The sequence below is a fragment of the Halosolutus sp. DAT137 genome (assembly GCF_059736405.1).
Genome location: NZ_JCAQID010000001.1, coordinates 17,120 through 38,129 on the forward strand (window position 1 = coordinate 17,120; position 21,010 = coordinate 38,129).

At 62.8% G+C, this 21,010-nt stretch carries 18 protein-coding genes and 1 tRNA gene; 8 read left to right on the forward strand and 11 right to left on the reverse strand.

Features of this window, described 5'->3' with window-relative positions:
• Positions 1 to 39 precede the first annotated feature (39 nt).
• Together AC6I6L_RS00105 and AC6I6L_RS00110 are read right to left on the reverse strand one after the other, a co-directional pair.
• Complete coding sequence (locus AC6I6L_RS00105; RefSeq protein ID WP_497915684.1) at positions 40 to 234, reverse strand: cold-shock protein; 195 nt, start codon at positions 232 to 234, stop codon at positions 40 to 42.
• Between the two features lie 94 nt (positions 235 to 328).
• Positions 329 to 646 carry a DUF7573 domain-containing protein gene (locus AC6I6L_RS00110; protein WP_497915685.1) on the reverse strand — a complete coding sequence of 106 codons (318 nt, stop codon included), beginning with the start codon at positions 644 to 646 and terminating at the stop codon, positions 329 to 331.
• 123 nt (positions 647 to 769) lie between these two features.
• Between AC6I6L_RS00110 and AC6I6L_RS00115 the strand changes: the two genes are divergently transcribed.
• Positions 770 to 964: a DUF8024 family protein gene (locus AC6I6L_RS00115; protein ID WP_497915686.1), complete on the forward strand. Its 195-nt coding sequence runs from the start codon at positions 770 to 772 to the stop codon at positions 962 to 964.
• Between the two features lie 61 nt (positions 965 to 1,025).
• Here the strand turns inward: AC6I6L_RS00115 and AC6I6L_RS00120 are convergent, their stop codons facing one another.
• Both AC6I6L_RS00120 and AC6I6L_RS00125 read right to left on the reverse strand, forming a co-directional pair.
• Positions 1,026 to 2,078, reverse strand: a complete 1,053-nt coding sequence (locus AC6I6L_RS00120) for a 5,10-methylenetetrahydromethanopterin reductase (protein WP_497915687.1) — start codon at positions 2,076 to 2,078, stop codon at positions 1,026 to 1,028.
• A complete protein-coding gene (locus AC6I6L_RS00125) occupies positions 2,075 to 2,857 on the reverse strand; it encodes a coenzyme F420-0:L-glutamate ligase (protein ID WP_497915688.1) in 783 nt (260 codons plus the stop codon). The genes AC6I6L_RS00120 and AC6I6L_RS00125 overlap by 4 nt, the downstream gene beginning before the upstream one ends.
• A 296-nt stretch (positions 2,858 to 3,153) precedes the next feature.
• On the opposite strand from AC6I6L_RS00125, the gene AC6I6L_RS00130 reads away from it, so the two are divergent.
• The 4 genes from AC6I6L_RS00130 (at position 3,154) to AC6I6L_RS00145 (ending at position 12,214) form a co-directional block, all read left to right on the forward strand.
• Entirely contained in the window at positions 3,154 to 4,014 is an 861-nt protein-coding gene (locus AC6I6L_RS00130; protein ID WP_497915689.1) for an aldo/keto reductase, read from the forward strand.
• A 79-nt stretch (positions 4,015 to 4,093) separates the two neighbouring features.
• On the forward strand, positions 4,094 to 5,080 hold the full coding sequence (locus AC6I6L_RS00135) for an aldo/keto reductase (RefSeq protein WP_497915690.1): 987 nt from the start codon (positions 4,094 to 4,096) through the stop codon (positions 5,078 to 5,080).
• Positions 5,081 to 5,190: 110 nt separating this feature from the next.
• Positions 5,191 to 6,786: a PAS domain S-box protein gene (locus tag AC6I6L_RS00140; protein WP_497915691.1), complete on the forward strand. Its 1,596-nt coding sequence runs from the start codon at positions 5,191 to 5,193 to the stop codon at positions 6,784 to 6,786.
• 265 nt (positions 6,787 to 7,051) lie between these two features.
• Positions 7,052 to 12,214, forward strand: coding sequence for a GLUG motif-containing protein (locus AC6I6L_RS00145; protein ID WP_497915692.1), 5,163 nt, complete (start codon positions 7,052 to 7,054; stop codon positions 12,212 to 12,214).
• 303 nt (positions 12,215 to 12,517) lie between these two features.
• On the opposite strand, the gene AC6I6L_RS00150 is transcribed toward AC6I6L_RS00145, so the two are convergent.
• Positions 12,518 to 12,589, reverse strand: a tRNA-His gene (locus AC6I6L_RS00150).
• 175 nt (positions 12,590 to 12,764) lie between these two features.
• On the opposite strand from AC6I6L_RS00150, the gene AC6I6L_RS00155 reads away from it, so the two are divergent.
• Positions 12,765 to 13,220, forward strand: a complete 456-nt coding sequence (locus AC6I6L_RS00155; protein ID WP_497915693.1) for a DUF5814 domain-containing protein — start codon at positions 12,765 to 12,767, stop codon at positions 13,218 to 13,220.
• An 85-nt stretch (positions 13,221 to 13,305) separates the two neighbouring features.
• On the opposite strand, the gene AC6I6L_RS00160 is transcribed toward AC6I6L_RS00155, so the two are convergent.
• The 4 genes from AC6I6L_RS00160 to AC6I6L_RS00175 form a co-directional block, all read right to left on the reverse strand.
• Entirely contained in the window at positions 13,306 to 13,713 is a 408-nt protein-coding gene (locus AC6I6L_RS00160; protein ID WP_497915694.1) for a DUF8146 domain-containing protein, read from the reverse strand.
• Positions 13,714 to 13,873: 160 nt separating this feature from the next.
• Positions 13,874 to 14,506 (reverse strand): RPA family protein, encoded by a 633-nt coding sequence (locus AC6I6L_RS00165; RefSeq protein WP_497915695.1) that lies wholly within the window; start codon positions 14,504 to 14,506, stop codon positions 13,874 to 13,876.
• Position 14,507: 1 nt separating this feature from the next.
• Positions 14,508 to 15,437 carry a replication factor A gene (locus tag AC6I6L_RS00170; RefSeq protein ID WP_497915696.1) on the reverse strand — a complete coding sequence of 310 codons (930 nt, stop codon included), beginning with the start codon at positions 15,435 to 15,437 and terminating at the stop codon, positions 14,508 to 14,510.
• 102 nt (positions 15,438 to 15,539) lie between these two features.
• On the reverse strand, positions 15,540 to 16,205 hold the full coding sequence (locus AC6I6L_RS00175) for a hypothetical protein (protein ID WP_497915697.1): 666 nt from the start codon (positions 16,203 to 16,205) through the stop codon (positions 15,540 to 15,542).
• A 290-nt stretch (positions 16,206 to 16,495) separates the two neighbouring features.
• Between AC6I6L_RS00175 and nadA the strand changes: the two genes are divergently transcribed.
• Both nadA and AC6I6L_RS00185 read left to right on the forward strand, forming a co-directional pair.
• Entirely contained in the window at positions 16,496 to 17,629 is a 1,134-nt protein-coding gene (gene nadA / locus AC6I6L_RS00180; RefSeq protein WP_497915698.1) for a quinolinate synthase NadA, read from the forward strand.
• Positions 17,630 to 17,632: 3 nt separating this feature from the next.
• Positions 17,633 to 19,243 (forward strand): L-aspartate oxidase, encoded by a 1,611-nt coding sequence (locus AC6I6L_RS00185; protein WP_497915699.1) that lies wholly within the window; start codon positions 17,633 to 17,635, stop codon positions 19,241 to 19,243.
• 51 nt (positions 19,244 to 19,294) lie between these two features.
• Here the strand turns inward: AC6I6L_RS00185 and AC6I6L_RS00190 are convergent, their stop codons facing one another.
• Both AC6I6L_RS00190 and AC6I6L_RS00195 read right to left on the reverse strand, forming a co-directional pair.
• Positions 19,295 to 19,657: a hypothetical protein gene (locus AC6I6L_RS00190; RefSeq protein WP_497915700.1), complete on the reverse strand. Its 363-nt coding sequence runs from the start codon at positions 19,655 to 19,657 to the stop codon at positions 19,295 to 19,297.
• Between the two features lie 85 nt (positions 19,658 to 19,742).
• Positions 19,743 to 20,888: a mechanosensitive ion channel family protein gene (locus AC6I6L_RS00195; RefSeq protein WP_497915701.1), complete on the reverse strand. Its 1,146-nt coding sequence runs from the start codon at positions 20,886 to 20,888 to the stop codon at positions 19,743 to 19,745.
• Between the last annotated feature and the right edge of the window lie 122 nt (positions 20,889 to 21,010).

Below are 21,010 nucleotides of genomic sequence, written 5' to 3' on the forward strand. Positions count from 1 at the left end.
CGTCGCGTTCGAAAAACGATACCTCTACTGGACACCGCCTCAGAGCCGTTCGACGTTCTGTGCGCGGGGGCCTTTTTCGGCCTCCACGATATCGAACTCCAGCTCTTGGCCCTCTTCTAAGTCGGGACCGCCGATGTCTTCCATGTGGAAGAAGACGTCCTCGTCTGCGTCCTCTGTGTCGATGAATCCGTAACCGCCGGTGTCGTTGAAGAATTCGACCGTACCTTTCGCCATTGCACGATTATAGAACCACGTTGAAAAGATAAATGTTTGGGAGCGATGCACACAGTCGTCCACAGATCGGACGCTCCGACGCAGTAGCCGTCGACTACCACGATTTACAGTCGGGACAGACGAGCGTTCCGTCCCCGCGCCAGACTCGATCGGTCGATCGATCACACTGCCCGCAGGTGTACTCGCCCCACGCGAACGTCGACAGGATTGTCGTCTCGGGGTCGGATTTCATTTCGAGGTCGGACTCGCGGGCAGTCTCGGTGGCCGAATCGGTCTCGCCATCGCGGGCCCCCTTGCTACCGCGGCTCGTCTCGGTACCGTCATTTTCGACACCGTCGCCGCTCACCGTCCTCCCATCGTCACGCTCGTCGTCTTCACTGGTAAAATCCGAGAGAGATGCGTCGTCGGTCACATCCCCTCGTACGGACGAAGGCGATTTAGAAGCTCCGACGGGCCGCTGGGAGACTACGGTGGCCACGTGTCGGATCGACGGTGGACCGGCACGGCCAAGTACCACCGATAACAATCCTCGCACATGGACACCGTCACACCGCTGAACGTCATCGTTGACAATCTCATCGAGATGAACGAACTCTTCACCGAGGTCGCGATGGGCGACGGCCTCGCCCCGCTGCTCGTCCTCGTCGGCACGTTGCTGGTTGTCTTCTCGCTCGGCGTCTTCGGTGTGCTGACCCTCGGTGCCGTCGGCAGCCTCTTTACCTCGAGCTAACGCCGACTCGACCGAATTTCGCCCTCTCTCATTCCGCTCTCCGCCGAATCTCTCGCTCTCCTCACCGTTTCGTCGCGTTTGCCAGCGCCTCGCTCGCTCGTTCGATCGCGTCCTCGAGATCCGGGCCGAGCGGGGAGCCGACGACGATTCCGTCGACGTGTTCGAGGGCGGCCTCGAACTGGTCTGCGACCTGTTCGGTGGTTCCCGCGATCGCGAAGGCGTCGATCATCGACGGGGTCACGCGGCCGAAGGCCTCGGTCAACTCGCCCGCCTCGAGCGCGTCGCTGACTGCACTCGCCGCCTCGCGATCGATCTCGTGTCGATCGAGGACAGGGTCGGCCGCGCCGCCGACGATGAACGCGACTGGGGGACGCGCGGCTTCGCGGGCCGCTGCTTCCTCGCCGGCGACGCTGACGCTTGCGAACGCGAGGGATTCGAATTCGCCATCTCGCGGGTCGTTTCTCTCCCCGCTCGATCGTTCCGAGGCGCGTCGCGCCTCGCTGGCTGGCCGCTCTTCGAGCCCTTGCTCGATCTGGCCTGCCGACCACTCGAGGTCGCGAGGATGGGAAGCGTTTATCAGGACGCCGTCGGCGTGTTTCGCGCTCATCCGGAGCATGTGTGGCCCCTGTGCGCCAACGTACACCGGGATTTCGGCGGAGTCGAGGTTGAGCGAAGCGTCTCGCGCGGTGAACGTCCCCTCGTGGGTGACGGTCTCACCGTCCCAGAGGTCGCGCGCGAGGTCGAACGTCTCGAGCACTCGCCGGAGCGGGCTGTCGCGATCGATGCCGAGATTCGCGAGCGAGGAGCGATCGCCAGCGCCAACGCCGAAGACCGCCCGTCCGTCGCTGACCTCGTCGATCGTCGCGGTCTGGGCGGCGAGTTTCACGGGGTGGGTTTCGTAGGGGTTGGCGACGCCCGGCCCGACGCGAATTTCGTCGGTCGCGTCGGCCATCCGCGACAGGACCACGAACGGGTCCCGGTTGAAGTAGTGGCTGCTCGCAAACGCCACGTCGAACCCCTCGGATTCGGCCAGCGCCGCGAGACTCGCCATCCGATCGGGCGCGTGCTCGGGGGTGAGTTCGATGCCCCACGTCGGCGCGTTCGCGTCGCTCATCGATCGTCACCTCCGTCCCACTCCCAGCCGCGAAGAGCCTGCCTGACGAGGTCGTCCTCGACGTCTCGGAAGAGTTCGTCGCTTCCCTCGAGATTGCCGAACTCCCAGCCGCGGATCGCGACCGCCGGCGTGCCGCCGGCCCCCTCGCCCGTGACGAGGTTGGCCGCCGCCGCGAGTTCGTCGACCACCGACTGGACGGTGACGCCGAGTTCGTGGCCGTCTCGATCGCGTTCGCCTCGCCAGTCCCTGCTCGCGGGCATTCCAGCCCAGCCGAGGGCGACGCCGCGTTGCCCGTGGCGGAAGGGGCGGCCGCAGGTATCGGTGACGATCACCGCGACGTCGTCGATCCCCAGCGCTTCGAGTCCGGCCCGAATGCGCTCGGCACTCTCGGCCGGTTTTTTTGGCAACAGCAGGATGTCGTGATCCGGCACGTTCGATCGATCGATCCCCGCGTTGACGCAGATGTGACCGAACCGGGTTTCGGTGAGGAAGAACGGACAGTCGATCAGCAGTTCCGTACTCTCCTCCAACACGGCCTGGGCGAATCGCGGGTCTTTCTCCTCGCCGGCGACCGCCTCGATTCGCGTGGCGAGTTCCTTCGCCCGCCCGCTGACGGGGTACTCCGCGAGGTCCGCCATCCGTCCCTCAGCCTTCGAGACGATCGTGCTCGCGACGGTGAGCACGTCGCCTGACTCGAGGGTGGCCCGGTCCGCGACGAGTGCCGCGATGTCGTCGCCGGGACGGATTTCGGGCAGATCCGTCACTGGCTCAAGTTCCATACCGAAGGGTTGGCGAGCGCCGCCAAAAGCCCACCGCCAGCGGAGAATCGAGCCACCGCGTCTGTCGCCTCCCGGCAGCGCGCTCCGTCGACGGGACGTGGTCCCCTGCCAGCGCGTCGTCCGGCGGCGACACGTTTTGCCCGCCGCTGGTGATACGTCGGTTCTCCGGTCCGCGATCGATACGCCCCGTCAGTCGTCGAGTGCTCGAACCCACGGCCCAGCCGTCGAACGCTCGATTTCACCGTCCAGATCGCCGGTCACTCAACGATTATTACGCGCCGACCTGTACGTGGCCTGTGAGCAACGATACTACCACACTCGAGAGCGACACCTTCGAGATTGGCGGCACGACCGTCAACCGACTCGGATTCGGCGCGATGCGACTCTGCGGCGCGGATATCATCGGTCCCCCGGACGACGAGGAGGCCGCCGGGGAGGTTCTCCGGACGGCGATCGATCTCGGCATCGACTTCATCGATACGGCGGATTCCTACGGTCCGGGCGTGAGCGAACGGCTCATCGGCGAGACGCTTGGCGACCGAGACGACGTACTGGTCGCGACGAAAGCCGGCCTCCTTCGGAACCGTTCGGGCGAGTGGCTCGCCCACGGCGATCCGGACTACATCCGGAATCAGGCGCTCGTCTCGCTCGATCGACTCCGAACCGAGACGATCGACCTCTACCAGTTCCACCGGCCAGACCCCGAGACGCCCTTCGAGGACTCCATCCAGACGTTCGCCGAACTTCAGGACGAGGGGTTCGTCCGGAACGTCGGCGTCAGCAACGTCTCCGTCGAGCAACTCGAGACGGCCCGCGAGCACGTCGATGTCGCGACCGTCCAGAACCGGTACAACCTGGCGGATCGATCGAGCGCCGACGTGCTCGAGGTCTGTGCGGACAACGACATCGGGTTCATCCCCTGGGCACCGATCGACGGTGACGACCTCGCGACCCACGGCGACCTCCTCGACGAGATCGGTGACGCTCACGACGCGACCCGCCGGCAGGTCGCCCTCGCCTGGCTCCTCGAGCGATCTGACGTGATACTCCCCATTCCGGGCACCTCGAACCCGAACCACCTCGAGTCGAACGTCGCCGCCGCACGGCTCTCGTTGGACGACGACGACGTTCAGCGACTCACGGACGCCGGGCGCTGATCGTCGCGGGATTGCCACTACGCCTTGTGCGATTGCCACTACGCCAAGACATACCCGCAACCGAGACGATTTCGCTCGTATGCACCACCGGCGACTCGGCTCGACTGGCCGTGCGGTCTCGGACGTTGGTCTCGGCACGTGGAACATCGGCGGCAGTTGGGGCGACGTCTCCAACGAAACCGGACGCGATGTCGTCCGCGCGGCCCTCGATTCGGGGATCGACTTCATCGATACCGCGGATGTCTACGGCGACGGGCGCAGCGAGCGTCACATCGGGTCCGTCCTCGACGAGCGCGACGCCGACAACGTGTTCGTCGCCACGAAGGCCGGCCGGCGGCTCGATCCCCACACGGCCGATCGGTACAATTACGAAAATCTCTCCGAGCACGCCGATCGAAGCCGCGAGAACCTCGGGGTGGAGACGCTGGATCTACTCCAGTTGCACTGTCCGCCGACCGACGCGTACTACCAGCCCTCGACGTTCGAGGCGCTCGAACGCCTCGCAACCGAGGAAACGATCGCCCACGCAGGCGTCAGCGTCGAACGGGTCGAGGAAGCCCTCAAGGCGATCGAGTACGACATCGTCGAGACCGTCCAGATAATCTTCAACCCGTTCCGCCAGCGCCCGGCGGACCTGTTCTTCGAGCAGGCCGCCAAACGGGACGTCGGCGTCATCGTCCGTGTGCCCTACGCCTCGGGCCTGCTTACTGGCGCGCTCGATCGCGACCAGTCGTTTCCCGAGAACGACCACCGCAACTTCAACCGGGAAGGCGAAGCCTTCGACGTCGGTGAGACGTTCGCGGGCGTCCCCTACGAGACGGGCCACGACGCCGTCGAGGCGCTCGAACCCCACGTTCCCGAGGGACTGTCGCTGGCCGACTTTACTCTCCGCTGGATCCTCGACCACGACGCGGTATCGACGGTCATTCCGGGCACGACGTCGCCCGAGCACGTTCGATCGAACGCCGCGGTCTCCGATCTCGACGCGCTGTCTAACCAGGCCCACGGCGCGACGCGAGACGTCTACGAGGCGTCCGTCAAAGAACACGTCCATCACCGCTGGTAGCTACGCATCTGCGCCGGGATTTCGGCGCTCGTACTCGCGGTGTGCGTCGCCACCCTATCGGCGTCCGTCTGGGCCGACACGCTCTTTAGGGACTGCTCGCATGCTCAGTCATGTCCGGTCACGAACCCGTCTCGACCGATCGGGAGATCGTCTCCCAGCTCGAGGCGTTGCCCGTCCACTCGACGGACCTTCTGACCCTGCTCGATGAAGACGGAATTATCCGGTACGACAGTCCGGCCATCGAGCGAATCTACGGCTACGAACAGGACGAACTCGTCGGTCACCACGTCGCGGAGTACTTCCACCCCGACGATCGAGCGCGCGTTCTCGGTGCGTTCGAGGCGCTCACCGACGCGACCGGACACCACGTCGAGATGGTCGAACACCGCTTTCTGGTCGCCGACGGCAGCTACAAATGGATCGAGAGTATCGGCTCGTCGATACAGACGCCCGACGGGTACTACGTCATCAATACCCGAGATATTTCCGCCCGAAAGCGGCGAGAGCGAGAACTCGACCAGGCCAGGAGACAAATCGAAACCGAACGCGACGGCAAGGAGGCGATCCGACAGCTCCTGTTGGAGACCGCGACCGACGGCACGCTCGCCGAGAACGTCTGCCGGCTGTTGGTCGAGACCCACGGCTACAGCGGGGCGTGGGTCGTTCGCGCCCACAGCGGACTGTCCACGAGCGAACCACTGTATCAGATCGATGCAAGCGACGGTGACGACGCCTTTCGCCGCAGTGGGTCGTTCGAGACCGACACAGGGGCCGCAGTCGACGACGTGACGCGCGAGGTGCTCGCGTCGGGCGAGGCCGTCACGGTGACCGCCGAATCGGCTCCCAATCGCGACCGTGGCGATCGGCTGGCCGACTGCGGACTCGAGACCGTTCGATCGGTCCCGCTCGAACACGGCGGCGTCTCCGATGGCGTCCTGACGGTCGTCCGCGAGGAGCCGGAGCCAGCGCCGTCTGAGACGCTCGTCGCGGAGTTTGCGTCGGCGCTCGGGTTCAAACGGAAGGTTCGCCGCCAGCGCGAAGCCCTGCGATCGGAGACGCTGACCGAGGTTTCGGTGAGACTCAGCGACGGCCACTTTCTGGCGGCGCTGTCGGCGGCTCCGGCTCTCCCCGCCGAGACCACCATCAGAGCCCACGAGTTACAGTCGACCGACGGTGTGGTGACGTACTTGCTCAAGACGGCCGACGTGAATGCGGCGTTGCTCGCTAGCGCTGCCGCGGATGTCGACGGGCTTCTGGAGGTTACACCCGTCAGCGACGGGGTGCCAGCGGTTGTCCGGGTGCGCGTCCCGGAGCCAGTCGCCGGGACGATCGTCACTGATTACGGTGGGTCGATCGCGTCGATATCTGCAACTGCGGGCCGTACCGAACTCGTTTCGAGGTTTCCCAAGCTTACAGATATCGGGACGGTCACCGAGGCGATTCGGACGGAGTGGCCCGACGCGGCGGTACGCGCCCGGAATCTGCGGACCGTCGAGGCCACCGCCCCGTCGACGTTCGAGGCGCTGACGGTCAAACAGGAGCAAGCGTTGCGTGCGGCGACCGTCGCGGGCTTTTTCGATCGACCGCAGCAGTCGTCGGCCGCCGACATCGCCGAGACGCTTGCTATCTCGCAGTCGACGTTTCTCCACCATCTGCGGGCCGCCGAACGGAAGGTATTTTCCGAGGCGTTCGACGACTCACCGTAGCCGGTTGCGTCGACAGCACTGTTCCTCGATGCGATGACGCTGTTTCACTCGAGCAGTGCGACAGTCCGACCATCTGATGGATGTGTGTTATGTATACTCCGATGACGATTTTCGTTATATATGCATATTTTGTTTAACTCCCTCTGGCGGGACACTCAGACGAAACCGACTATTCGGGCTGCACGACGCGTGATTGGCGGTCGGACAATCCGATGGACTGCAGGTCGACGGGCAGACACATGATCGGGAATACGAGATCGACAAGTTGGGGGATAGAATCGAAACCGGTGCCAGCACGCGATCGCTACCGCTCGCGTGTACAGCGGGGCGTCGCGGCATGAATCGCTGGCGAGGGCTACCCGTTGCGATCGTGGTCGTCTGTGCGCTGGCGATCGGGGTCGGGAGCGTGACGGCTCAGAACCCGGAGGAGATCGGGAACTGGACCGACCTCAACGAGACGCGTAACGATCTCTCTGCCGACTATGTGCTCGTGAACGACCTCAACGAGTCGACACCGGGATACAACGACCACGCCAGTGAGTCGGCGAACGACGGTGCTGGATTCGTCCCGATCGGGAACGATACCGATCCGTTCGAGGGTACGTTCGACGGCAACGGATACACGGTCGAGAATATGACGATCGACCGTGGTACCGAGAATTACGTTGGCCTGTTCGGCTACGCCAATGAGGGGACGACGATCGGGAACGTAACGCTGTGGAACGCCACGATCACCGGAAAAGCACACATCGGCGTGCTCGTCGGTGAGGCTAACGGTGATATCTCCGATGTAGAGGTGAACGGAACGGTGACGACTGATCTCGATGGCGGCGGCACTACGGCGAATGGGTATGATGCTACTCGATCCGGTGGTGTTGTCGGGATGCTTGAAAGTTCAGGAACCGTAACAAATGCAACTGCCAGTGTGAACGTAACCGGTACCGATCGGGTATACCGTCTCGGTGGTCTTGTTGGGTACTCGAATGGAGAGATACGTGACTCGAAAGCGACGGGTGATGTCACGGGATCAATCGGGATCGGTGGACTGGTTGGCCGAAATGTAGGCCATATCGAGAACGCAACGGCGACAGGGAACGTAACCGGCGTGCCCGACCCTGAGGACAACATGGGCGCGATTGGTGGGCTCGTAGGTTTTAATGGACCTATTACTACAGGCACGGGAACAGTAACGCTATCACACGCCACCGGTACTGTCCGTGCTGCCGACGGCGGCCAGATTGGTGGGCTAATCGGTAGCAATAAGGATATCGTGAACAAGTCCTACGCAACCGGCTCTGTCGACGGAAATGACCGTGTTGGTGGACTCATTGGCAGAAACGCGGACAACGGAGCCCGCGTGAGCGAATCGTACGCAACCGGAACTGTCGATGGTAGTTCTCGAGTTGGTGGATTCGTTGGTTACAATCAAGAAGGCGTAGTCAGCGACTCGTATGCGACCGGGAGTGTCGTCAGTGGTAATCACGTTGGCGGATTCGTCGGTGACAACGATGCTACCATCGAACAGAGCTACGCCGTCGTCGACGTTCCCGCCGGAGCAGGTGGTTTCGTCGGCACCAACGATAATACCGTCACCGCGGGCTATTGGGACACCGAAGCAACCGGTGTGACAGACTCCGCTGGTGGTGATGGACTGTCGACCTTCGAGATGACGGGCCTCGTCGCCAAGGACTACACGGACTTCGACTACGACGAGACGTGGACCGCCACCGATCGCTACCCGCGGCTCGCGTGGGAGGGCGTCGACGAACCCGACCCCTACCCGACCGCCGCGCCCGGCGAGGGTGAGGTCTGGCTGGTCAACGACACCGGCGAAGCGGTCCACTACCACAATTATTCGATCGACGGCGGCGACGTTCGGTGGCTGGGTGAAGTAGTCGCCTCGCCCGGTACCGACGACACTGCACAGGTCATCGAGATCGCCGCAGGTAACGCGACCGAAGACTACGATACGATCGTCGTCGGTCCGGGGACGTACACCCTCACGAACCACGAGGTCGACCTGACGGCCGATGGCGCGGGCAACGTCACCCGATTGTTCGCCTACGAGGGCAGCGACCAGACTAGCATCACTCGCAGCGGCGACTTCGCCGCCTACGATGAAGCGATCTTCCGCGTCGACAACCCGGACGCCACAGACCTCATCATCGGTGAGGCTGGACCGTTCGAAGCCAACGGTGACGACGGGTTCTACATCGAATCCGACGACAGTAACTCCGCAGAGTCGCCACTCATCGGCGTCTACGACGCTGCCACCGAATTCAACCTGACCGTCACAAACACCACATTCGGAATGGCGACGAACCACGGCGACACCATCTTGCTGCGAGACAGTGCTGCGGCGTTCACACTCGAACTCGATCTCGTTTCGCACTCTGGGGCCGTTCTCAACGCCTCCGACGCATCGGCGCTGAGCATCCGAAACAGCACGATCACCGAGGAGCACGACCCACGCGACAGCGGCCTCGACGGAGAGGGGATCAGTTTCCTCAAACTCGACGCTACCGGATTGGCCGATGTCACAATCGAGAACGTGACTATTGACGGGGCAACCGAAGCGGACGAGGTCACCGGCGTGGTCGACGTCACCGATCTCCACCAGGACGCGACGGTCACGATCGATGACCTGCTGATCGAAAACACGAGTGAGAACGCGATCACCGTCACCGCCGAGTTCGAGTCGCTGTCGCTGTCGAAGCTGAATCTCACTGATATCGGTAAGCGTGGCGTCACGATTAGCGAAAACGTCAGTTCGGTAGAGATCACTGACAGCGAGATCACCAACACCTCAACGGCGAGTATCTACGCAAATTCGACGATTACCCAGTTCGACGTCACGGGATCGACAATCACCAACAGCACCACCAGGAGTCTGTTGGTTGAGGGGGATGTCGGCAACACGACCATTTCCGAGAACACGATCGCTAACAGTGGCCTACTCGGGATCGAACTCAAAGGGAGTATTGGCAATGGGACGATCTCGCACAATACACTCAACGACACTACTGACACGCCGATCGATATCGAGGTCGATTCGACCCCATCGACGCCGTTCGAGATCAGCAACAACTACCTCAACGGGACGAGCGGCCAGGCTTCGCTCATCGTCATTAGAAAGTCCGGCTGGGCGAACGTCACAGACAACACGCTCCTCAATTCGGCCAACCGTGGTATCTACGTCGAGGCCCCGGACTCTCTCATCGGTGACAACTATATCGAAAACACCAGCGTTGGCGGAAATGACGCACAAGGGATTCAGCTGGCGGATTCTGCGGACAATGCCCGTCTCGTAAACAACACAGTCACCGAGATCGCCACTGCGGGAATTTACGTTAGTGGTGCGGACAACGTTGCAATTCGAAACGCGACGGTCGACACCACGGGAGGGTTTGGGATCGAGTTTACCGACGCCGCAGAGAACGGTGAACTCACCGAGTCGACGATCGCCAATACCACCGACGATGCGCTCAACAGTGGCACGAGCACGGTCTCGGTCACCGATCTCGACCTGCAAAGCGCGATCGTCTCGGCCGACGTGACCGACGCGGCGCTCGACGGTTCGGCGGCCGTCCCCGCTGGACCGGGCGACTACCAGGCCGGTGACGATGCCATCGACGTGAACTTCGGCACCAGTGGTGAACTCGACACCCTCGCTGTCAGCTACAACAGCAGCGCGTTCGCCATCGATCCGGGGGCACTCGCTGTCTGGCGACACGACGGAACCAGCTGGCACAACGAGGAGTCGACGGTCAACACGGGCGATCAGGCCGTCATGCCCACTGGAGCGATCACCAGCGGCGAGGTCGTGACCACCTTCGCATCGAACGTCACGATCAGCGCGGACGACGTGACCGTCGACGAGGACGACGCCGGAACGATCGACGTCACCGCGACAAACGCGAGCGGAACGCCCCTCGAAACCGTCGAACTCAACGTAACCGACGACGACGGGCTGAGCGGCCTCGACACGGGCGACGTCGCCCTGACAGACGGCGATGGAACCGCTAGTTTCGGATTTCAGGAGGATACCGACGGCAGCTACACCGTCGAGTTCTCCTGGACGAACGACACGGCGATCACCGACACCGCGACCGTCACGGTCGAATCGACCGGTGGCTCGTCCTCGAGTTCCTCCAGTAGTTCATCATCGACAGACCCGGACACCGAAGTACTCGTTGACCGATCGGACGAAGACGACGACCAGTCCGACGATGACGGCGATGCGGCCGAGTCCGACATTCGCGTCTCGGTCACGAACCCTGAGCCGGGTCAGACGCTCGTTATCGAGGGTGACGACGCGTTTATCGCCAGCGACGATACCGATTCGGAGACCGATTCCGCTGGCGACGAAACCGACGAATCCGACGATAAGTCGGCCGCAGACGACGACACGAGCAACGTGCGATCCGATCGGATCACCATCGAAATCGATACCGATCGCGACTTCGAGCTGTCGGTGACGACCTACGAGAGCGATCTCACGCGGAGTGTCGGCACGCGTCAAGACGTACAGCAATCGCTCAGTCCGCGGTTCGCCAGCGGGGTTGTACTTCCAATCCTCGCCGGTACGGAACAGCAGGCAGAGGCCCCTGAACCGGTCAGGACGGCCGCAGCCTCCTTCGAGAACGAAACGGACAGCGTCTCCGCAGGCTACATCGACATCGACCACACGCTCGAACCGGACGAGATTTCGGGAGCGACCATCGAGTTCAGTATCCGGCAATCCTACCTAGACACCCTGGGTGTCGACGCTGACGACGTCGTCTTGCACCACCGAATCGACGACGAGTGGACGACCCGCGAGACGAACCAGACCGATGCCGACGACACGCACTACCGCTTTGGGAGTACCGTGCCGGAGTTCTCCGTCTTCGCACTCGGGACGGCTGCCCCACCGTTCGAGGTAACGGACGTCTCGCTCGAAGCGGAAACGATCGCGGAAGGGGAACGGGCGACCGTGACCGCAACTGTCGAAAACCGGGGCCAGCAACGCGGTGCGTACGCGATCGAACTCCTGGCTGACGGCGAGATGGTAGACGGCGAAACGATCGAACTCGAGGGCGATTCGTCAACGGACGTACGCCTGTCGTTCGTGCCAGAACCCGGTTCCTCGGACCTCGAAGTCAATGGCATCGATGCTGGGACCGTTACCGTCGAGAGCGGTGCCGGTGACACGGACAGCGACGATGCTGGATCGGATGACGAGGGCCCTGGGTCGGACGACGAAGACGGTGGATCGGCCGACGAAGACGCTGGATCGGACACCGAGAGTGTTGACGACGATGAGGGCGGTGAAGCGGACGACGACGGTTGGGGGCTCGGTTGGCTGGTGGTGATCGGTGGCGTCATCGGACTCCTTCTCGTCGTGTGGCGATGGCGAACTAACGGCGATCGCTCGCTCTCTCCCTGAAGCCCCTGTCACCGACGGTCGCTCCGGCGACAGACGGCGGAGGATCGACATTTCGTCATCAAAAGGTCCGGGTGCGAGAATCGAACCACGCCAAGACGTGTTCACTCTGCTGTGCGCGACTCGTCTCATTCGAATCTCTGAGGACTTCCGCGGCTCACGAAATTGTTCGCCGCAGACGGTCCGGGTGCGAGAATCGAACCACGGTCGATCGCTTCCTCGCTCACTGCGTTCGCGAGACTGCGCTCTCTCTGGTTCGATCTCGCCTTCCGGCTTTTTCACTCCTCCCGTGGTCGTCGTGAAAAAGTCCGGGTGCGAGAATCGAACCCGCGTCTCAGCCTCCACAAGGCTGAAGGATAACCACTACCCCAACCCGGACACGCTGTACACCTCACTCTACACGCGGATGGCCTGAAATACGTTACGACTCGGGGATCGGGGTGTGCACGGCTGTCACGCGCGATCTCCCCCCTGAACGACCACGCATACGCCAGTATCCGGGCCGTCTCGATCGAGACGTTTTTCGGCTCCCGGCTCATATCACCGCCAACGCGTGGCCATTACCGACAAAATCTACGTCAAGAACCACCGTCAGCTCAGCTCCCAGCTCGAGACGAACATCCCCAAGGGGGCGTTCAAAGGGGCGACGCTGGACATACTCTTTCGCGGCGACGGTCTCGAAAAGCTCGACGACACGACCCGCGATCGAATCCTCGACTTCGCGGAGGACTTCCTTGACTGTGACTGCGATTCGAACCCCTACTGTGGCTGTCCCGAGCGGAAGTTCATCCGGTATCTGGTGGAACTGCGCGCCCAGGGCCTCGGTCCCGACGCGATCGTCGACGTGATGACCGACGATTACATGGTCTATGCCTATCCCGGCGACGTCCTCTCGTTTCTCGACGACGGCGTCCGAACGCTGGAAGCCGCCGAGTCACTCGCTCGTGTCGACGGAGCGAGGGAGAAAGCCGACGACATCCGCCGGGAAAAACAGAACCTCGCGCGGTAGCGACCCGGCCGATCGCTCGTCCTCGTTCCTCGATCGATCCTCCGGATCGGAGACGGACGTCACCGATTCGCGACCCTGTCTCGGCCTACCGGAGGTGTGAGTGGCCGTCGCTCTCGTCTAAATCGTCGAGCAGGAGCACTTCGTCTTCCTCGCCCTCGAGTCTGTCCTGCAGATCGGTCACGTAGGCTTTGTACTCGTCGAGTTGCTCCCGGAGGTGGTCGGCCTCGAGTTCGAGGCGTTCGTGTTCCCGGATGAAACTCTTGGGAACCTCCACGGTCGGCGGGAACGATCGCTCGCCGTCTTCGCTCGTCCCGCCCGCTTCGAGTTCGGCCTCGGGAACCACCGCGACCTGTCCGTCGTGGTCGACGAGCAAGTCGACGTAGTCACGGAACACCGCGGACAACGAGATGTCGCGTTCTTCGGCGATATCCTGTAACGCCTCGAACGCGTCCTCGTTTACGCGAAACGAGATCGTCTTGTTCTTGTTGCCCATTAGTAGGTCTAGTGGATCGTCATCTCACTTAACGGTTTGTCAGACGGCCACAGTCGACCGATTCTTGCTGTCTCGATCGTCCGTATTAGCCGCTCTGGGTCCGAAAAACAGGGAAACGGGGAAAGATGGCGGATACGGTGGTGTCTCGACCAGCGTCGGTTCAGGGCGTCGCGTCCGCTTCGATCTCTTCGAGACTTTCCAGCGCCTGGATCACGTCACGGCGGTAGTTCTCGACCGGGGAGTCGTACTGCTCGTGGGCCATCTGGGCGTACTCGTTGGTCGGCGCGGTCGACCCGCTTTCGGGCGCTTCCTGCTCGGCTTCCCACTCGCGGAAGGCCTCGATCCGATCGAGTGTGCGGCCGGCGGTTTCGACGACCCAGCGATCGCGGGTGTTGTCGTCGACGACCGAGATGGTTTCGGGGCGGACGGAGACGTTGACGGTCCCGTCGTCGGTCTCGTAGGTGCGAGGTTTGCCGACGATCGAGACGTATGCCGGCGGTTCCGTGTCCCGTAGGACGGATGCCGCTTCGGGCTGGTACTGACCGGCATAGACGAAGAAGGTCCCCGTCGGGTCGACGACGCGGCCGCGCCAGTACTCGCTGTCCTCACCGACGTCTTCGGTCTCGGTCAGCGTCCCGACGAGGAACACGCGGTTCGCCCGGTCTCCGGTGGGGAGCAGGGCGTAGTTGGGCGCGCGCTCGTCGTCGCTCTCTTTGAATGCGTACGTCGAATCGTTGAATTCGGAGGCGAAGACGCGGCGGGCGACTTCGCGAGTGAGTTCTGCCTGGCTCATGTTACATCGACCTCGCTTTGATCAGCAGCTGTTCGGGATCGGCCGGCCCATCGAGTTCGGAGACGTCGTCGGCCAGGACGTACCGGCCGAACGTCGGTCCCTCGATGCGGTAGTAGGTGCCGACGACCGTGTCGCGAATCTCGTCGGCGACGACGGTCGTATCCAGTGCGTCCATCGCCATGTCCTTGGCCTCCTCGAGACTGATCCCGGTCAGCTCCTCGGTGGCGTCCTTGTCGAAGATTACCTCGTGGGCGTCGATACCGTCGTCGACGACGGCCTTGATCCGAAGGTCGAACTCGCCTTCGACCTCGCCGTGTTCGCTGCAGCGTCCGTTCTGGAGGACGCGCGTACAATCCTCCTCGGGACAGCGCTTGATGAGGCCGCTGCCGCTTTGCATGTCCACGAGTGCGCCCTCGACTTCGCTGGTGTCGTCACCGACCTCGATCTCCTCGTCGAGTTCCTCGATGACGGTCGTCGAATTGAGTTTGACCGAGTACCGGCCCTGCCACTCGTCGGTGACGACGTTGCGGAGTTCGTAAACGCCACCTTCTTCGAGTGCCGGCAGGTCGGATTTCGCCCACTTGGTGAACTTAATCGTCCCCGTCGGATCGCCCAGCAGGCCGACCTGTGCGACGGAGTCGCTGCGGGGATCCCAGAGTTCGATTACTTTCGCCGTGAGATCGACCCACTGCTCGGGTTCGTCGACATCCTCGATCCGAACGGCCTCGCTCGAGCCACTCGAGAGGTCTTCGCGATCGAGTCCCGCCTCGTCTAAGTAGTGGTTGGTGACGCTCCGGCGCGCCTCGTCGATCGGCACTTTGTACTCCTCGACGAGCGTCCGAAGTCGCCCTTCGACGTCATCGACGCTGACGTCGAGATGGTCCGAAAACTGGTCGTGTATGTCGTCCGCGTGCTGTCGTACGTCGCTCATGGTGTCACGCCTCCTCTTTGGTTTCACTGGGAGGCATACGATCGTTCGCTCCCGATCGTATTTAAACTGCCGCCACCGGAGCGAAAGTGAATTCCTGGGTGGTTACTCGCTTTCGGCGTCGCCGGACGCGCCGACGGTCTGTTCGGGTGGGAGCCCGTCCCCGTCGGGCGTTTCCACCGTGATCCGAACGTGGTCTCCATCGCCGTTCATTGCGGCGTCGACGCTGCCGCCGCTGAGTTCGTGGTCGAGGTTGACCGGCTCGCCGTCGACGGTGATTTCGACGTTCGTATCCGGGTCCTCGTCGTCGTACGTCTCGCCGTCGATCGTGATCGAGTTCTCGGTGATCGGAACGCCGAGTTCGACCATCGCCGCTTCGACCGTGAGGCGATCGGGGTGCATGTGCCAGATGTTGCCGTCGCCGTAGTGGAAGTGGAACCGGTCGGGTTCGTTGTACTGTGACTGCTCGAAGTCCAGTTCGTCGCCGTCGACGGTGACGGTCATCGGCCCGTGTTCGTGGACGGGGCCCTCGTCGCCGCTTCCGCCCTGCGTCAGGACGAACGCGAGGATGCCGATCACGACGACGCCGAGAACGACTACGAAGCCGGCGAGAACGAGATTCGGCGCGTCCTCGTCGGTATCACCGCCGGTGTGGTCGTCAACGCGGCGTCGATCGATTCGGCCCAGGTCGCCGTCGTGGGCGGCCGCCAGATGGTCGAGATAGGCGTCTTCGCTGGCAAACGATTCCTCGCAGTAGTCACACTCCGGCATTGGTCGGTCTAGCGACTACTCCGTATTCAACTGTGGGGGTCCGATTCGATACGCGGTGTCACGCGACTTCGGTGCTTGATTTTGAATACCGTGGTGGTTCGGACGGCGAATCGATGGGTATTCTGTCATCGAACTCCGTTCGGTCAACGAACGTTCGTTAGCTTCGTGAATGGGCGGCGATCAACTTCCACACACCAAATTAGACAGTAATACGCTCCCGGAATCGTCTACCGAAGGAAAAAGTTATTCAATAGTCGCATGTGACGTACGACTACTCATAGGTGGCCCACATGGTACAACTAGAAACGACGGAGCTAGAAACCGATCTCAGTCTGTTCAAATACGACAACCTCGAGCAGTTACCGCCCCGCTATCGGGAGTTGACGGAGGCAGAACGGACCGAACGAATAGAGACGGCATTCGAGGAACTCGGCGACGACGTCGTCATCCTCGGACACAACTACCAGCGACGCGAGATCGTCGAGCACGCCGATTTCATCGGTGACTCCTACCAGCTCTCGAAAGAAGCTGCGGAGGCAGACGCCGAGTACGTGATCTTCGGCGGCGTGACGTTCATGGCCGAGAGCGCGGACATCATTACCGACGACGATCAGACGGTGATCCTGCCGAGCATGGAAGCCTCCTGTCCGATGGCCGGAATGGCAGAAGCCCTGCAGGTCGACAGCGCCTGGGCCGAAATCACGGCCGCAGCCCCCGACGCCGACATTATTCCGATCACCTACATGAACTCCTATGCGGACCTCAAAGCCTTCTGTGCGAGCCAGGGCGGGCTTGTCTGCACCTCCTCGAATGCGCACAAGGCGTTCGAGTACGCCTTCGATCGGGGCGACAAGGTTCTGTTCTTGCCCGACAAGCACCTCGGGGAGAACACCGCCTACCGACTCGGGATGGAAGACGCGATCGCCCAGTGGGACCCCTGGGACCCCGAGGGGAAAGACGCCGACGAGGTAGCCGAAAGCGACATCATCCTCTGGGACGGCTACTGCCAGGTCCACGAACGGTTCCGCGTCGATCACATCGAGCAGGTTCGAGCCGAACACGACGACGCGAAGGTGATCGTCCACCCCGAGTGCCGCCGTGAAGTCGTCGAGGCCGCCGACAAAGCTGGCTCGACGGCGGCGATCTGCGAGACGATCGAGAACGCCGACCCAGGCGACACCTGGGCGATCGGCACCGAAATCCACCTCACGAAGCACCTGCAGCGCTGGCACCCGGAGGTGAACGTCTTGCCCCTGTGTGGCGACGCCTGCATGGACTGCAACGCCATGCGCCAGATCGACCCCAACTACCTCACCTGGGTGCTCGAGGAACTCGTCGCGGGTCGGGAACGCAACGTGATCGAGGTCGCCCCCGAGGAGAAAGAACTCGCGGGAGTGGCCCTCGAACGGATGCTGGAGATCTAACCCATGCCCGAGACATCCAGTTCGACCGCGGATTCGGCTGAGGCGGCGTCATCCAGCACGACCGCGGATTCTGCCGAGGCGGAAACCACCGACACCCTCGTCGTCGGCAGCGGCATCGCTGGCTGTGCGGCAGCCCTCGCGGCCGCCCGAAACGGAGCCGACGTGCTCCTCGTGACCAAGGCCGAACGGCCGGACGGGGCGAGCACGGACTGGGCGCAAGGCGGCATTTCGACGACGGGGAGCGACCCCGCGAGCTTCAAACGGGATATTCTCGACGCCAGCGACGGGACGGCGGATCCAGACGCCGTCGACATCCTGATCGAACACGCCGACGACGCCGTCGAGGACGTGTTGCTCGACACTCTCGAAATCGAGTTCGACGAAGGGGCCGACGGCGAGTTCGACTACACACGCGAAGCCGCCCACTCCGAGTCGCGTATTCTCCACGTCGACGCCGCGACGGGAACCCACATCCTCCGGCCGTTTCTCAACTACGTCGACGATCACGAAGCGATCGAGGTCCGGCAAGACACCGCCGCCCTCGAACTACTCACCCACGAGGGACGGGTTCACGGCGTACTGACCGACCGCGAGGGTCGACGACCCTCGGAACGCTCGAGCGGCAAACGCCCGCGAGAGGCACCGACGGGTCACCCGATCGTCGCCGGCACCACGATCCTCGCGACCGGCGGAATCGGGGCGCTCTACACGCGATCGACCAATCCGGACGACGCGACCGGCGACGGAATCGCGATGGCCGCGCTCGCGGGCGCGGACGTCACGGATATGGAGTATATCCAGTTCCACCCGACCGCGTACGCGGGTGACGATCCGTTCTTGCTTTCCGAAGCGCTGCGAGGCGAGGGGGCAGTGCTTCGCAACGGCAACGGCGATCGGTTCATGGCCGACTACCACCCCGATGCCGAACTCGCGCCGCGAGACGTCGTCGCCCGCGCTGTCGACGCCGAGCGCGAGGCGACGGGCAAGGTGGTCCTCGACGTAAATCCGCTCGAGTTCGAGGTTGAGTATCCGGCGATCGCCCGGAAGTGCCGTGAGCGCGGCATCGAGGGCGACCAAATCTCCGTCGCCCCCTGCGAACACTTCTGCTGTGGCGGGATCGCCGTCGACGATCGCGGTCGGACGAGCCTCGATCGGCTCTACGCCGTCGGGGAATGCGCCCGGACGGGCGTTCACGGCGCGAACCGGCTGGCGAGTACGAGCCTATTGGAGGGGCTCGTCTGGGGACTGCGCGCGGGTGAAGACGCCGCAAACTCCGGGGCAGAGCCGGAACTCGTCGACGCGCCCGACCTTCGGGACAGCGATCCCGAACTCCCGGAGCGCTTCGCCGCCGAAAAGTCGATCCGACTGAAGCGGACGATGGACGAGTACCTCGGCCTCGAGCGCGACCCCGACGAGATCGCCCGCGCGAGCGGCGTCCTCCGGCGACTCAAGGGCGAGATCGACGCCTACATTCGCACGCGAACCGCTCGCGATCTCTACGAACTTCGGAACGCGAACGTGGTCGCACTGTTGATCGCGCGTGCGGCAAGCGAGAACCCGGAGTCGACGGGGTGTCACACCGTCGTGACGGACGACCCGCCTCTCGCACGGTAATCGGCAAGCGCCCCGAGTCTCGGTAACCGGCCGCCAGAGACTCGGAGACCGTTATCGCCGTCGTCGAAAGCGGAGGTCTCGTCTGACGCCCATTGTAATCGGTGAGACGAGGCCGGCAATGACGGAGAGGACGACCAACACCGCGACGACGTAGAGTGGTGGCAACAGCGCGATGACGCCGCCGACAGTGATGCCTGCATCGACGAGTTCGATCGTTCCCTGTGGGTCGTTCAGGGCAGTAACGAAGCCGACGATGAAGATGGGCGCGAGCAGCATCCGAAGCACCGCCCTGATCGGACGACGTGCCGTCCGACGGATGTGGTACGGCAGCGATCGGCGTAGGATCTCCGCATCCCGCAGTCGTCCACCCCCCAGTAGTGCAATTAGCGAGTGTGGTTTCTTCTCGTTTCCCATACAGTCACGATGCAGTACCCACGTATAACTGTACACGTCAATCCGGTGATAATCAAAATCGGCTGTTACGAGCGATTCGTCGTTCTTATTCGGTCCGTCCATCGACGAACGAGAGGTCCGGGTTCGATTCTGGACTCCGTTCTCGTTTCGGCTCACCGTCGATCGCAGCGGGCGTAGACAGGTTGATATCGCGCTGTGGGAACGGAATCTCGATCGACGCCGCGGTCAACTCTGTGTACATCGCCCGGTTGAGTTGGTGTCGCGTCTTGTTGGCCCGGACCGGCGAGGAGACCCAACAGAGGAGTTCGTACTCGAGGGCGGAGTCGCCGAAATTTCGAAAACGCATCCGCGGTTTCGGGGAGTCGAGGACGAGCGACTCCTCGTCTGCGATCTCGAGCACCAGTTCCTCGAACTCGTCGATATCCGTTCCGTAGGCGACGCCGATCGGCACCTTGAGTCGCTTACGGCGTTGGGGTGCCGACTGGTTGATCACCTTCGCCGCGTTCAGCGCCGCGTTCGGCACCGTAATGAGGACTTCGTCGCGCATCATGAGCGTCGTCGATCGAACGCCGACCTTGACGACGGTGCCCGCCTCGCCGGAGTCGAGGACGATGTAGTCGCCCAGTTTGTACGTGTCGTCGAAGTAAAGCGCGATCCCGCCGAAGAAGTTGGCGACCGTATCTCGGGCGGCGAACCCGACGGCGATACCGGCGACGCCGGCCGCACCGAGCAGCGGCGTGATGCTGTACTCCCAGACCGACAGCAGGATGCCGATCGTGCCGGCGAGGACGACCAGCGTCCAGACGTTCGAGAAGACGGGTGCGAAGTCGAAACGCGATCCCTTGTCTTTGACCTCTTCGACGAACCGGTTGACGATCCGATTCGATGCGAACGCCCAGGCGACGATGATGACCGAGAGCGACGGCTTCCCGAAGAACGTATCGAGCTGGTCGGCGGTGAGGAGGACGTTCTGGTTGACCGAGGGGACCTGCGTGAGCAGATAGACGCCGGTCAGCGCAGCAGTGAGGACCACCGGTGCCCGGAGTTCACCGACGAGAATGTAGTCGTACTCCGTCTCCGTCCGGCTGGTATACCGCAGGAGCGATCGCAACACGACGAGTTCGAGGACGACTGCGACGGCGAGTGAGATCCCGACGAGCAACACCGTCGCCTGCCAGGCGGGAACTGCCGCAAACAGCTGCAAGAAGCGTTCGATAAGTCCGTCGATCATGACTGACACAGGATCCAGACGGACCTAACAGTTTCTGTGTTGGGACTGGCAGGTCCGTCGCCCAACGACTACACCGGCCGGTCACGAATGCCGAATTGGCTGCCGATCGCGAACGATTGTGG